Source organism: Compostimonas suwonensis (genome assembly GCF_002797855.1).
Taxonomy (GTDB): Bacteria; Actinomycetota; Actinomycetes; order Actinomycetales; family Microbacteriaceae; genus Compostimonas; species Compostimonas suwonensis.
The window spans coordinates 206,144-218,674 of the sequence record NZ_PGFB01000003.1; the positions used below are offsets into that span (position 1 = coordinate 206,144).

Here is a 12,531-nt window from a genome sequence, read left to right on the forward strand (position 1 = left end):
CCGAAACACCAGCACCCAGCACCATCCCCACCCCACCACACACAAGACGAGGAAGTCAGCTATGAGAAAGTCCACGACCCGAACGGTCGCGCGCTACGCGTCGGCGTTCACCCTGGCCGGCGCGATGGTCGCGCTCGCCGGATGCTCGGCGGCGCCCGTCGCCGAGGCCGGCGACCCCATGACGATGTACGCGTGGATCAGCGGCGACACCGAGCGCGAGCAGTGGCAGTCGTTCGTCGACCTCGCCCGCGCCGACGATCCCGACCTGCCCGAGATCACCCTCGAGGGGCCGAGCTTCAGCGACTACATGACGAAGGTCAAGACCCGCCTCGCCGGCGGCGACACCGTCTGCATCGTCACCACCCAGGCGACGGGGGCCGAGTCGCTGAAAGACGTGCTGCTGCCGCTCGACGACCTGATCGAGTCATCCGGCACCGATCTCTCCGACTTCAACCAGTCGATGCTCGACGGCATGACGGTCGACGGCGACCTGCTCGCGCTGCCCTATGACGCCGAGCCGCTGACCCTGTTCTACAACAAGGACCAGTTCCGGGATGCCGGGCTCGCACTGCCCGGCACGACCTACACCCGGGAGCAGTTCCGCTCCGATGCCCAGGCGCTCACCACACCCGACCGCTTCGGCTTCGCGATGGCGCCGGGCCTGAGCGTGCCCAACGCGTGGGCACTGGCCGACGGTGTCCCCGCGGTGAAGGACGGCGAGCTCGACATCACGAGCCCCGAGTTCGTCGAACAGCTGCAGAGCTATTTCGACCTCGCGGCCGTCGACGGCGTGGCGCGCGCGCCCGAGGCGGCGGATGCCTCCGAGGTCTCCCAGCAGGCGTTCATCAACGGCGACACGAGCATGCTCATCGAGGGACCGTGGTGGTACACCCCGTTCCAGGAGCAGGCGAAGTTCGACCTCGGGATCACGGTCGTCCCGAGCACCTCTGGTGAGGCCCGCGGTATGACGGCAGGCTCGGGCTTCGGCATCGCCAAGATGTGCGACCGCCCCGAGGAGGCGCTGCAGGTGATCCTGGGCATGACCTCCGAGAAGGCCCAGCTCGCTCAGGCGTCCGCTCGGGGAATCGTCCCGGCGAGGGCTTCGGCTCTGCCCGCCTGGGCCGAGGGCAAGAACGAGGGCGCCTCCGACGTGATCAATGCGCTCCTGGGCAACGCCACCGCTCAGCTGACCACCCCCAACTGGAGCCAGGTCGAGACCCTGATGAGCCAGTACGGCGTCGAAGGCTACCGGGGCGAGCAGACCGCGGAAGAGATCACGACCACGATCAGCAACTCCGTCGGAAGGTAATCCGAGAATGACCACGCATGAGGCCGGCATCACCTCCCCCGAGGGGGTGGTGCCGGCCCGGCCGGCCCTCGCGACGACCGCCGCGGGCAGGGCCCGCCCCGTCGAGCCGAGCGGCCCTGGACGGAGGCCGCGGCGAGGGGTCGGCGGCTGGACAGCCGCGGCCTTCCTGGCGCCCGGGATGCTGGGCTTCGCCCTGTTCATCGTGCTGCCGTTGCTCGGCTCCGCGGTGATCAGCCTCTTCGAGTGGCCGCTCTACGGAGATCCGGTGTTCATCGGCTTCGACAACTACGCGAAGCTGTTCGGCGACCCGACGTTCTACACGGTGATGGTCAACACCCTGATCTTCGCCGTCGTCTACACCCTCCTCAACCTCGCCGTGGCCCTCGCGATCTCGCTCTGGCTGAACACCAACGTGAGGTTCCGGGGGTTCTGGCGGGTCGTCTACTTCCTGCCGGTCATCACGCCGATGGTCGCCAACGCCCTGGTCTGGCGTCTGATGTTCTCGCAGGACGGCCTCGTCAACTCCCTCTTGGCGGGCGTCGGCATCACAGGCCCGGCCTGGCTGTCGGATGCGAGGTTCGCGCTCCCCATCGTCATCGCGATGTCGGTCTGGCAGTCGTTCGGCTACAACGTCATCGTGCTCTCGGCCGGTCTCGGCGGCATCCCCCAGCAGATCCTCGAAGCCGCCAGGATGGACGGCACCAACGCGTGGAGCCGGTTCCGCTACATCGTGCTGCCGATGATCTCGCCGTCGCTGTTCTTCAGCTCGACGATGACGATGATCGGCGCCTTCCAGGTCTTCGTGCAGCCGCTCTTCCTCACCCAGGGCGGGCCCGGAGAGGCGACGAACACCTTCGTGCTGTACCTGTACCGCAACGGCTTCGTCTTCGACAAGCTCGGCTACGCCTCGGCGCTCGCGTGGATTCTGTTCTTCTTCGTCATGTTGATCACGGCCATACAGTTCGTGGGTCAGCGGAAGTGGGTCACCTATGACAACTAGCACTCTCGCCCCGGGCGCCTCGAAGCGCCGGCCGCGGCAGCGCACGGCGCAGCGGAGGTCGGCCGCTCTCGTCTGGCTCAACACGCTCGCGATGGCGATCGTCTCGCTGCTGTTCGCCTTTCCCTTCATCTGGATGTTCCTCACGGCCCTCAAGCCGGCCAACGAGGTCTTCACCAAGACACCCCAGCTGTTCGGCTCGCAGATCATGTGGAGCAACTTCGCCGACGCGTGGACGAGCGTGCCCTTCGGCATGTTCATCGTCAACAGCTTCGTGGTCGGTGTCGTCGGCGCCCTGCTGAGCGTCGTGGTGGCGATCCTGTCGGCCTACGCGTTCTCCCGGCTCCGGTTCCGGTTTCGCGACAAGCTCTTCCTGCTCTACGTCGTGACCCTCGTGCTGCCCCAGGAGGTGCTGGTCATCCCGTTGTTCATCATGTTCAACAAGGCCGGGCTGATCGACACCTACTTCGCGCTCATCATCCCCTTCGCCTTCACGGCCTTCGGCACCTTCCTCCTCCGTCAGTTCTTCCTGACGATTCCTGTGGAGTACGAGGAGGCCGCCCGGATCGACGGCGCCTCCCGCGTCAGGACCCTGTGGTCGATCCTGCTGCCGCAGCTGCGTGCGCCGATCAGCGTTCTGGCCGTCTTCTCGTTCATCGGCTACTGGAACTCGTACCTCTGGCCTCTCATCGTCATCAACAGCGAGGACAAAGCAACCGTGCCGCTTGGCCTCGGAATGTTCACCGGACAATTCGGCACGCAATGGAGTCTCCTTATGGCCGCGGCCACCATCGCAGTTATCCCTTCGCTGATCATCGTGGCGGTGTTGCAACGGCAGCTCGTCAAGGGTGTCGCCCTCGGCGGATTGGGTGGACGATGACCGCATCGACGGCCCTGTCCGCGGAGTCGCTGGACGCCCTGCGCTCGGGCACCGTGATCGTCGACGCACGGGCCTTCCTGTACGACATCCCCGTCGAGCAGGTGCGCACCGACTCGATGCAGTCCTTCCTCAAGCAGGAGACGATCATCGTCGAGCTCCGCACCGACGACGGCTCGACCGGGGTCGGATACTCGTACACGATCGGCACGGGCGGCGGCGCGGTGCTGAGCCTGCTGCGCAGCACCCTGCTCGACCGGCTCGTCGGGCTCAGCGTCGACCGGCCCGAGATGGTGTGGTCCGCCCTCTACGCGTCGACCCGGGCCACGGCCGTCGGCGTCATTACCTCACTCGCCCTGGCCGCGATCGACACGGCGGTGTGGGACCTCTCGTCGAAGATCGCGAACCGCCCGCTGTGGGTCGCCGCCGGTGGCGCGGCCGACAGCATCCGCCTCTACGACACGGAGGGCGGCTGGCTGCACTACTCCGCCGACGAGCTCGTCGAGCACGCCGTCGCGGCGAAACGACGCGGCATGAAGGGTGTGAAGGTCAAGGTCGGCAAGCCCCGTGGCCACGAGGATCTCGACCGTCTCTCCGCCGTGCGCGACGCGATCGGCTGGGACATGGACATCATGGTCGACGCCAACCAGTGCTTCACGGTCGCCGAAGCCCGGCGTCGCGCGGCGCTGTACGAGCGGGTCGGGATCTTCTGGTTCGAGGAGCCCCTGCCGGCCGACGACGTGGACGGCCACCGCCAGCTCGCGCAGTCGACGACCGTGCCGATCGCCGTGGGCGAGAGCATGTACTCGCTCGCGCAGTTCCGCGAGTATCTGCAGGTGGGCGCCGCCTCGATCGTGCAGGCGGATGTCGCGCGGGTCGGCGGCGTGACCCCGTGGCTGAAGATCGCGCATCTCGCCGAGGCGTTCAACGTGCAGGTCGCCCCGCACTTCCTCATGGAGCTGCACGTCTCGCTCGTCTGCGCCGTGCCGAACGCCCTGTACCTCGAGCACATCCCGCAACTGCGCTCGGTGACCACCACGGAGATGGTCGTCGACGACGGGATGGCGCTCGCGCCGACCGCCCCTGGGCTCGGCATCGACTGGGACCGTGACGCGCTCGACACCCTTCGTGTGCTGTGAGCGCCCCGCACACCGGTGCCCGATCGCCTGAACGGCAGCCTCGCGGGTGGGCGGATCACGCACCCCGGCTCGGCTACGGCGTGGCCGCGCTCGGCAACCTCTACGCGGCTCTCGACGAGGCCACCTGGCGCGCCTGCGTGCCCGCGGCGTGGGATGCCGGCATCCGATACTTCGACGTCGCGCCGCACTACGGGCTCGGGCTCGCCGAGGAACGGCTGGGGGAGTCGCTCGCGGCGTATCCGCGTGAGGAGTTCGTGCTCTCGACGAAGGTCGGGCGACGCCTCGAGGAACGCTCGGACTACGCGGGGGAGTCGGACCTCGAGAACCTGTTCGACGTGCCGGCCACCCGTCGCCGCATCGTCGACTACAGTCGCGACGGCGTTCTCCGCTCGATCGAGGAGTCGCTCGAGCGCCTCGGCCTCGACCGGATCGACCTCGTTCTCGTACACGACCCCGACGCCCACGAGCGCGAGGCGCTCGAGGGCGCGTTCCCCGCGCTCGACGAGCTGCGCTCGGAAGGGGTCATCGGGGCCTACGGCGCCGGGATGAACCAGTCGGCGATGCTGGCCCGTTTCGTCCGCGAGACCGATCTGGACACCGTGATGGTCGCGGGGCGGTACACCCTGCTCGACCAGAGCGCGCTCGTCGACCTCCTGCCGGCGGCGCGCGAGCGCGACGTCGCGGTCATCGCCGCGGCCGTCTTCAACTCGGGCCTTCTCGCCTCGGACTCGCCCACGACCGGGTCGACCTTCGACTACGCTCCGGCGCCCGCGGGCCTCGTCTCCCGCGCGCAGGCCCTCGCCAGGATCGCGGGGGAGCATTCGACCTCGCTTCGGCGGGTCGCGGTGCAGTTCGCGTTGCGGCATCCAGCGGTGAGCACCGTCGTCTTCGGTGCGGCCAGCGCCGATCAGGCCCGGGAGAACGCGCGGCTGCTGGCGGAACCCGTGCCCGAGTCGTTCTGGGCGGAAGCCGCCGAGCGGGGACTGCTCGATGGCTGAGGCGACATCGAAGGCCTCGGGCGCGGCTCGGGCCGTTCATTCCCGATTGTATATATCCTCGCTTATACCGACCGAACGAGCCAAGGAGGCGGCGATGAGTTCTCAGGACACCGGTAACGGCCGTGCTCTGCCCGCCCGGCGCCCGCTCGTCGACGATGTCTACGAGGCCGTGCTGTCGCTGCTCATGGACAACGTCATCGAGCCCGGTGCCAAGGCCAGCATCGACGGCATCGCTCGCACGCTCGACGTCTCGCCCACCCCGGTGCGCGAGGCGCTCGTGCGGCTCGAGGCCGAGGGTATGGTCACCAAGCGCGCCCTGCGGGGCTACGTGGCCTCCCCGATGCTCGACGAGGAGGGGCTCGTGAACCTCTTCGAGATGCGCCGGCTGCTCGAGCCCGTCTCGGCCCGCCACGCCGCCTCGAAGCTGACCCCCGAGGTGCTCGACGAGCTCGAGTCGTCGACCACTGCGATGCATGCGGCCGTCGAGGCCTCGTCGTCGGCCGGCGAGTCTTTCAAGGACTACAAGGACTTCGCCAACGAGGACGCGCGGTTCCACATGGTCATCGCCGAGCACTGCGGCAACTCCCTGCTCTTCGACGCGATCAGCCGGCTTCGCTCGCACATGCACCTCTACCGCCTGTACTTCCGCTTCGGCATCGCCGAGGAGACCTCGGGAGAGCACGAGGCCATCCTCGCCGCCCTGCGAGCAGGGGACGCGGAGCGCGCCGAGCAGGCGATGCTCGAGCACATCCAGCAGTCATACGCCCGGCTCTCGTCCACGATCGCCGGGGCCGAGTCCAACTCCTAGCGCATCCCGGCACCCTGACCGTGCTGCCGACCATCCCATCGAGAGTGAGACCCTGGTGACGATCACCGACCCCGTCGTCCATCTTGCAGCCGGAGGCACGAGCCTCGTCATAGCGACGGATGGCGGTGAGCTCCCCCGCATCCTGCACTGGGGCGAGTTCCTCGGCCCGCTGACGGCCGACGACCTGGCAGGGCTCCTCGCGTCGAGCCGACCCGTGCTCCGCGACAGCGTCGTCTCGGTGCCGCAGCCGGTGCCCGTGCTCGCGCAGCTCGCGACCGGCTGGCTGGGCAGGCCGGGTCTGCTCGGCGACAGCGGGGGAACGCGGTGGGCGCCGTGCTTCCGTCACGCCGTGTACACCGCGCAGCTCTCGGAGGCGGGCCAGTCGCTGAGCTGCACCGCGATCGATCCGGAGTACGCCCTCGAGCTCACCCTGACGATCGAGGTGCTCGAGGCCGGCGGCGTGGTGCGCCAGCGTGCCGAGCTGCGCAACACCGACGCGACCCCGTACGAGGTGCAGAGGATCGAGCTGGCCTTCCCTCTGCCGAACGACGCCACCGAGGTGCTCGACTTCACCGGGCGATGGGCGAGGGAGCGCTCGCCGCAGCGGCTCCCGCTCAACGTCGGCGAGTGGGTGCGGGAGTCCCGAGGCGGCAAGCCGGGCCTCGAGAACACCCTGCTGACCATCGCCGGAGAGAGCGGCTTCGGCGCGCGATCCGGCGTCGTCCGGGCGACCCATCTCGCCTGGAGCGGCAATCAGGTGCAGGCGATCGAGCGCACCCCCTCCGACGTACGGCGGCTGACCGGCGCCGAGACGCTCGCGCCCGGCGAGGTCGTGCTGGGCGCCGGCGAGAGCTACGCGACCCCCTGGTTCTACGGCTCGTGGGGTGTCGGGCTCGACGAGGTGCAGGCACGGTTCCACGCCTTCGTCAGATCGCGCCCGCAGCATCCGGGCACGCGTCGGCCGGTGATCGTCAACACCTGGGAGGCCGTCTACTTCGACCACGATCTCGACACCCTGCTGCGTCTGGCCGAGGCGGGCGCTGCGGCCGGGGCGGAGCGTTTTGTGCTCGACGACGGCTGGTTCACCGGGCGCCGCGACGACACCACCTCGCTCGGCGACTGGCAGCTCGACGACGGCCTCTGGCCGGCGGGTCTCAATCCGCTCGTCGAGAGGGTGCGAGAGCTGGGCATGGAGTTCGGCCTGTGGTTCGAGCCGGAGATGGTCAACCTGGATTCCCGGCTGGCTCGCGAGCATCCGGAGTGGATCTTCGACGCCGGGCACGGCGCCGGCCCGAGTTCCCGCTTCCAGCACGTGCTCGACCTCGGCCACGAGGAGGCCTACGAGCACGTCTTCGCCCAGATCTCGGGGCTGGTCGACCGGTATTCGATCGACTACATCAAGTGGGACCACAACCGTTACCTCCTGGATGCCGGGCACACCCCCTCCGGCCGCGCCGGCCTGAGACGGCAGACGCTCCAGGCCTATCGGATGATGGCGCAGCTGAAGGCGGAGCACTCGGGCCTCGAGATCGAATCCTGTGCGAGCGGAGGCGGCCGGGTCGACCTGGGGGTCCTCGAGTTCACCGACAGGGTGTGGCCGAGCGACTGCAACGACCCGCACGAGCGAGCGCAGATTCAGCGCTGGACGGGACTCCTCCTGCCCCCCGAGCTTCAGGGCACTCACATCGGAGCGCACGAGTCGCACACGACTCATCGAGCACATCCCGTCTCGTTCCGTGGCGAGAAGGCGATCTGGGGGCACCTCGGCCTCGAGGTCGACCTCCTCGAGCTCGGCGAGGCCGAGCTCGCCGCCGTCACCGGCTGGATCGCCTTCCACAAGGCGAATCGTGAGCTCCTGCACTCCGGCGTCGGCGTCCACGCCGATCTGGGCGACCCGGCCCTGCGCCTGGAGGGCGTCGTCTCGGCCGACCGCTCGGAGGCGCTCTACGGCTTCACCGCGCTCGACCGCTCCACGACCTGGCCGAACGGCCGCATCCGGTTCCCGGGGCTCGACGATGCGAGACGGTACCGCGTCTCGGTCGTCGCGCCGGGGGAGACCGCCGCTCATCGGGAGGGACTGCCGCCGTGGGCTCGCACGGATGCCGCGGGCGACGGGTTCGCCGAGGCATCCGCCGCCCTGGAGCTGCCCGGCGCCGTGCTGCGCGCGGTGGGGGTCGAGGCCCCCGCCCTCGACCCGGACCGCTCGGTGCTCATCCGCGTCGTCGCCCTCTGAGCCGTCGCCCTCAGCTCCAGGCGCGGGCGCCGCGCTCGGCCCAGTACCTCTCGGGCGGCTCGGCGAGTGAGGCCAGCCGGTCTGCGGGCAGCTGCGGCACCTTCGCGGCGAGGCTCTCGCGCAGCTGCTTGCGGGTGACTGCTCCGCTCAAGACGACGTCGGCCCACGGATGCGCGACGGCGGCGCCGATCGCGAGCCCCGAGAGCGGCTGGCCGTCGGCCGCGGCGAGGGCCGCGGCATCCGTCTCGGCGCCCCGGGAGGTGAGGCGGCCGTTCGCGAGCACCTCCTTCACGACCACGAGCCATCGTGCCTCGTTCGCCTGCGCGAGCGCGTCGGCGGCGGACTGCTCGAGCAGATTCCACGTCGTCTGCACGGCGGTGAAAGGGGAGTCGTCGAGCGCGAGCGCGGCCTCGATGACGGCGCCCTGGCTCGGTCCGCTCGTCGAGAAGCCGACCCGCACCCCGTCCGCGGCGAGCCCGCGGAGCCGGTCGAGGAGTGCTCCGTCGGCGAGCACGGGGCTATCGGGGGTGAGCGAGTGCACGAGGTACACGTCGGGAGCGGTGCCGAGCGCCTGCACCGATTGTGGCCACTGCCGGTCGAGCATCGCGAGGCTGTGCTCCTTGCGCTCGTGGGTCGCGGCATCCATGCGCCACTCGCCCACGTACTCGTAGCCCCACTTCGAGCCGATCGTGAGCTCGTCACGGCGACCCGGATGCGTCTCCAGCCATGAGCCGAGAAAATGCTCGGCGAGGCCGTACGACCGCGCGGCGTCGATGTAGCGGATGCCCAGCCACCACGCGGCATCCAGCAGGTTGTGGGCGCGCTCCTGCATCATCGCGACCGACCGGGCGGCGCCCTCGCCGAGGTCGTCGTCTCGCCCCTCGGTGATGTAGGCGGGGCGCCCGATCGCCGCGAGCCCCAGCCCGATGCGCGACTCGAGGCCGGTGCCGTCGTCGATGCCGTGGGTGTCCTGGCTGTCGTGGGTGTCGTGGCTGTCGCTCATCAGTGGCCTCCCGCCGCTCGATCGTGCGCCGCCGCGAAAGCGACGGCACCTCTAGCTTGGCGTGTGCTTGGCGTGTGCGAGGCGTGTCGTTGAAGTGTCGGGTCGCAGTGCGCGATCACGCACTTTACAAATTGTGCGCGATCACGCACAATGAAATAAGTGCGCGATCACGCACTTATCGAGAGGCCATCATGAGGGTGCACACGGCGCGAGAGCTCGGCGGGCTGGTTCGTGACCGCCGGGAGCGGTTGGGGATGACCCAGCAGGAGGTGGCGAAACGAGCAATGGTCACGAGGGAGTGGCTCGGGCGCTTCGAAAACGGGAAGGCCACGGTGCCGCTGGCGAGAGTCCTCGACGTGCTCACGGCACTCGGACTCGTCCTCGACGTGGAGGAGATCGATGGCTGACAAGGAACTCTTCGTCTACATGGATGGTGCGAAGGCAGGAATCGTCGCACAATCGGCACAGGGCAACACGACCTTCGACTATGACGAGGATTACCGGAGGTCGGCGAACCCGACCCCTTTGTCGCTCTCCATGCCTCTGACGCGGGAACGGCATCCATCTCGGGTAGTCGTTCCGTTCCTGCAGGGACTATTGCCCGACAACGAGGCGCGCCTCGCGCGGCTGGCAGCCGAATATCGTACGTCGACGAGTCCGTTCGCCCTGCTGAGCTATCTCGGGCGGGATGCCGCGGGAGCGATTCAGCTGTTGCCGCCGGGAGTCGACTCCGACGATGCCGCCGTGCGGCGGGGGAGAATCCAGCGGCTGAGTGCGGCCGACTTCTCGGAGCTGATCCGCGACGTCGTCGAGAACTCGGACACGTGGGGAAGCCGTTCCGGTGCAGAAGCCCGCTGGAGCCTGCCCGGCGCCCAGCCGAAGATCGCGCTCTTCCGGTTCGACGACGGCACCTGGGGTGTACCGGACGACTCGACGCCGACGACTCATATCCTCAAGCCTGCGGTCCGACCTTATGCAGACCACGACATCAACGAGCACGTCACCATGGGGGCGGCCGAGAGGCTCGGGCTCGATGTCGCCGATCATGGGATCGTGACCACACACGCTGGTGATCGTGTTTTCGTCACCCGCCGGTACGACAGGGTCGAGATCAACGGCCGTTGGGCGCGCTTGCACCAGGAGGACGTCTGCCAAGCGTTGTCCGTCCCGCCCGCCAAGAAATACCAGTCGGATGGCGGCCCCGGGGTTGCGCAGATCGCGGAGCTCCTCCGAGGCTCCATCCCAGACCTCGATGCGCGCAGACGAGCGCAGGAGCAGTTCTTCGGCGCGCTCGTGTTCTCGGTCTCCGCCGCCTGCACAGACGCCCACGCCAAGAACTACTCGTTGCTGCTCAGCGGGCGGAGTGTGAGACTTGCGCCCCTCTACGACCTCGGAACCCATGCGCCCTACCCGGCGTCGGCTCCGCTGAAGGGAGCCATGAGGATCGGTGGGGAGTATCGACTCGATGCGATCTCCAAACGGGATCTCGTCACCGTGGCACACAAGCTGTCGCTCGACGAGGACTGGGCCGAACGGCGAGTCGACGAGATCAGGAACGGTGTGACCGAGGCGTTCGCGGGCGCGGCGTCGCTGCTGGAGGCGCCTTTCGCCCAGACGGTCGCCGATGCAGTCGCTGCCATCGCCACGAGTCGAGGCTGGTCGAGCTGACCCGCCGGCCGTGCGCCACACGGCTTGTTCGGAGATCATCCTCGGCTCGGCTGTCGCATGGGCTCGGCTATCGCACCGGCCAGGAGAGGTCCCAGATCAGCGCGCCGGGCTCGTGCGGCTCGTGTCGCTCGTGCGGCTCCGGTGCCGGTCGTGCGCCGTCGTCGAGGAAGGGCGCCACCTCCTCCTGCCACCGGCGATTGACCGGATCGGCGTCGAGGGCGGCGCGCATCGCCTCGGCGTCGCGCGCGACCACCCGATGTGTGAGAACGGTGCCGTTCCGGAAGATCGCCCAGGCGAGCACTCCGGCGTCGCGCATGCTCGCGTCGAGGTCGCGGGGCACGGCGCGGTGGCACTCCTCGTATGCGCGTTCCCGGCCCGCCGCGAGGCGGGTCGTGAACTCGAACTCGTCGACGTCTGGGTGCATGGCGGGTCTCCGGCAGCTGCGAGGGGATGAGGGGGAGAAGGATGAAGCGGGCCGCTGAATCCAGGTTAAATCATATCTATTTCAATCAAACCGCCACCGATGAGGCCCGTTTTCCCTGATGATCGGCGATCGAAAGCCCGATTTCGCACACAGTGAGCAATTAAGAACTAGATCTATTTTGACAATTACGCCGCAGATGTCATACTGAATCCGGTTTAGATGAGATTCTTCAGAGACGAGGGCCCGGCGATGGCAGCACAGGAATCCCGCGCGGCATCCGCCGAGCGCGGCGTGGCGCCCGAGAGCGCCGCGCCCTACCGGCCGGGCTACGAGCTCGTCGCGGAGCGTCTGCTGCAGTACATCGCCGAGCAGGACCTGCGCCCCGGCGACCGGCTGCCCACCGAGCAAGGATTGGCCGACGCCTTGGATGCCACGCGCAACGTCACCCGGGAAGCCCTCAAGGTGCTCGCCGCCATGGGGCGGGTGAGCGTTCGCAAGGGCGCGGGGATCTTCGTCGCAGCATCGTCGAGTGTGCTGGCCGACGAACAGCTCGCGCACTTCCAGCCGACCGACATGGAGCACGTGCTCATGCTCCTCGACTACCGGCGCCTCATCGAGTCCGACACCGCGCGGCGTGCGGCGACGCTGGCCACGCCGATCGAGGTCAAGGCCATCCGCGAGAGCGCCGAGCGCTCGATCGTCGCCTCCACGGCCGACAACGTCGACGAGTTCGCCCGGGCCGACGCCCAGTTCCACGACAGCATCAGCGCGGCCTCCCACAACGTCTTCCTGCAGTCCGGGGTGGTCAACATCCGCCGTTTCGCCGCCCAGACCGACACCCTGCTCTTCCACGGCGACGTGCCCGGCTCGTTCGAGGTCGCCGGCCGCCAGCACCTCGAGATCGCGAACGCGATCGGCGCCGGCGACACCGACCTCGCATCGCGGCTGATGTCGGAGCACATCGACACGACCCAGCACCAGTTCGAGCGCAAGATCCGCGATCGGCTCTTCGCGTTCGTCCGCGATCCGGACACAACCCCCTAAACCCGCACTCGAGACATCCGAGCGAACCGTG

The 12,531-nt window shown here is 68.6% G+C and carries 12 protein-coding genes; 10 read left to right on the plus strand and 2 right to left on the minus strand.

The features are described 5' to 3' along the window. The first annotated feature begins 61 nt into the window (after positions 1-61). The 7 genes from CLV54_RS08800 to CLV54_RS08830 all read left to right on the plus strand — a co-directional run bounded on the left by CLV54_RS08800 (position 62) and on the right by CLV54_RS08830 (position 8,361). Positions 62-1,309, plus strand: a complete 1,248-nt coding sequence (locus CLV54_RS08800) for an ABC transporter substrate-binding protein (RefSeq protein ID WP_100344603.1) — start codon at positions 62-64, stop codon at positions 1,307-1,309. A 7-nt stretch (positions 1,310-1,316) separates the two neighbouring features. After that, positions 1,317-2,309 carry a carbohydrate ABC transporter permease gene (locus tag CLV54_RS08805; RefSeq protein WP_245861531.1) on the plus strand — a complete coding sequence of 331 codons (993 nt, stop codon included), beginning with the start codon at positions 1,317-1,319 and terminating at the stop codon, positions 2,307-2,309. Continuing rightward, the gene (locus CLV54_RS08810; protein ID WP_100344604.1) at positions 2,299-3,186 is read left to right on the plus strand and encodes a carbohydrate ABC transporter permease; all 888 of its coding nucleotides are present in this window, start codon (positions 2,299-2,301) and stop codon (positions 3,184-3,186) included. Before CLV54_RS08805 ends, CLV54_RS08810 begins: the two co-directional genes overlap by 11 nt. Beyond that, positions 3,183-4,322, plus strand: a complete 1,140-nt coding sequence (locus tag CLV54_RS08815; RefSeq protein WP_100344605.1) for a mandelate racemase/muconate lactonizing enzyme family protein — start codon at positions 3,183-3,185, stop codon at positions 4,320-4,322. Before CLV54_RS08810 ends, CLV54_RS08815 begins: the two co-directional genes overlap by 4 nt. Next, complete coding sequence (locus CLV54_RS08820; protein ID WP_100344606.1) at positions 4,319-5,320, plus strand: aldo/keto reductase; 1,002 nt, start codon at positions 4,319-4,321, stop codon at positions 5,318-5,320. The genes CLV54_RS08815 and CLV54_RS08820 overlap by 4 nt, the downstream gene beginning before the upstream one ends. A gap of 94 nt (positions 5,321-5,414) precedes the next feature. Further along, positions 5,415-6,128: a GntR family transcriptional regulator gene (locus tag CLV54_RS08825; protein ID WP_100344607.1), complete on the plus strand. Its 714-nt coding sequence runs from the start codon at positions 5,415-5,417 to the stop codon at positions 6,126-6,128. Positions 6,129-6,183: 55 nt separating this feature from the next. Beyond that, complete coding sequence (locus CLV54_RS08830; RefSeq protein ID WP_245861532.1) at positions 6,184-8,361, plus strand: alpha-galactosidase; 2,178 nt, start codon at positions 6,184-6,186, stop codon at positions 8,359-8,361. Positions 8,362-8,371: 10 nt separating this feature from the next. On the opposite strand, the gene CLV54_RS08835 is transcribed toward CLV54_RS08830, so the two are convergent. Then, positions 8,372-9,364 (minus strand): aldo/keto reductase, encoded by a 993-nt coding sequence (locus tag CLV54_RS08835; protein WP_100344608.1) that lies wholly within the window; start codon positions 9,362-9,364, stop codon positions 8,372-8,374. Positions 9,365-9,555: 191 nt separating this feature from the next. Between CLV54_RS08835 and CLV54_RS08840 the strand changes: the two genes are divergently transcribed. Together CLV54_RS08840 and CLV54_RS08845 are read left to right on the plus strand one after the other, a co-directional pair. Continuing rightward, entirely contained in the window at positions 9,556-9,771 is a 216-nt protein-coding gene (locus CLV54_RS08840; protein WP_100344609.1) for a helix-turn-helix domain-containing protein, read from the plus strand. Further along, positions 9,764-11,032: a type II toxin-antitoxin system HipA family toxin gene (locus CLV54_RS08845; RefSeq protein WP_100344610.1), complete on the plus strand. Its 1,269-nt coding sequence runs from the start codon at positions 9,764-9,766 to the stop codon at positions 11,030-11,032. Before CLV54_RS08840 ends, CLV54_RS08845 begins: the two co-directional genes overlap by 8 nt. Before the next feature lie 67 nt (positions 11,033-11,099). On the opposite strand, the gene CLV54_RS08850 is transcribed toward CLV54_RS08845, so the two are convergent. Continuing rightward, positions 11,100-11,456: an L-rhamnose mutarotase gene (locus tag CLV54_RS08850; protein ID WP_100344611.1), complete on the minus strand. Its 357-nt coding sequence runs from the start codon at positions 11,454-11,456 to the stop codon at positions 11,100-11,102. A gap of 249 nt (positions 11,457-11,705) precedes the next feature. Between CLV54_RS08850 and CLV54_RS08855 the strand changes: the two genes are divergently transcribed. Next, on the plus strand, positions 11,706-12,500 hold the full coding sequence (locus CLV54_RS08855) for a FadR/GntR family transcriptional regulator (RefSeq protein ID WP_100344612.1): 795 nt from the start codon (positions 11,706-11,708) through the stop codon (positions 12,498-12,500). Positions 12,501-12,531 lie beyond the last annotated feature (31 nt).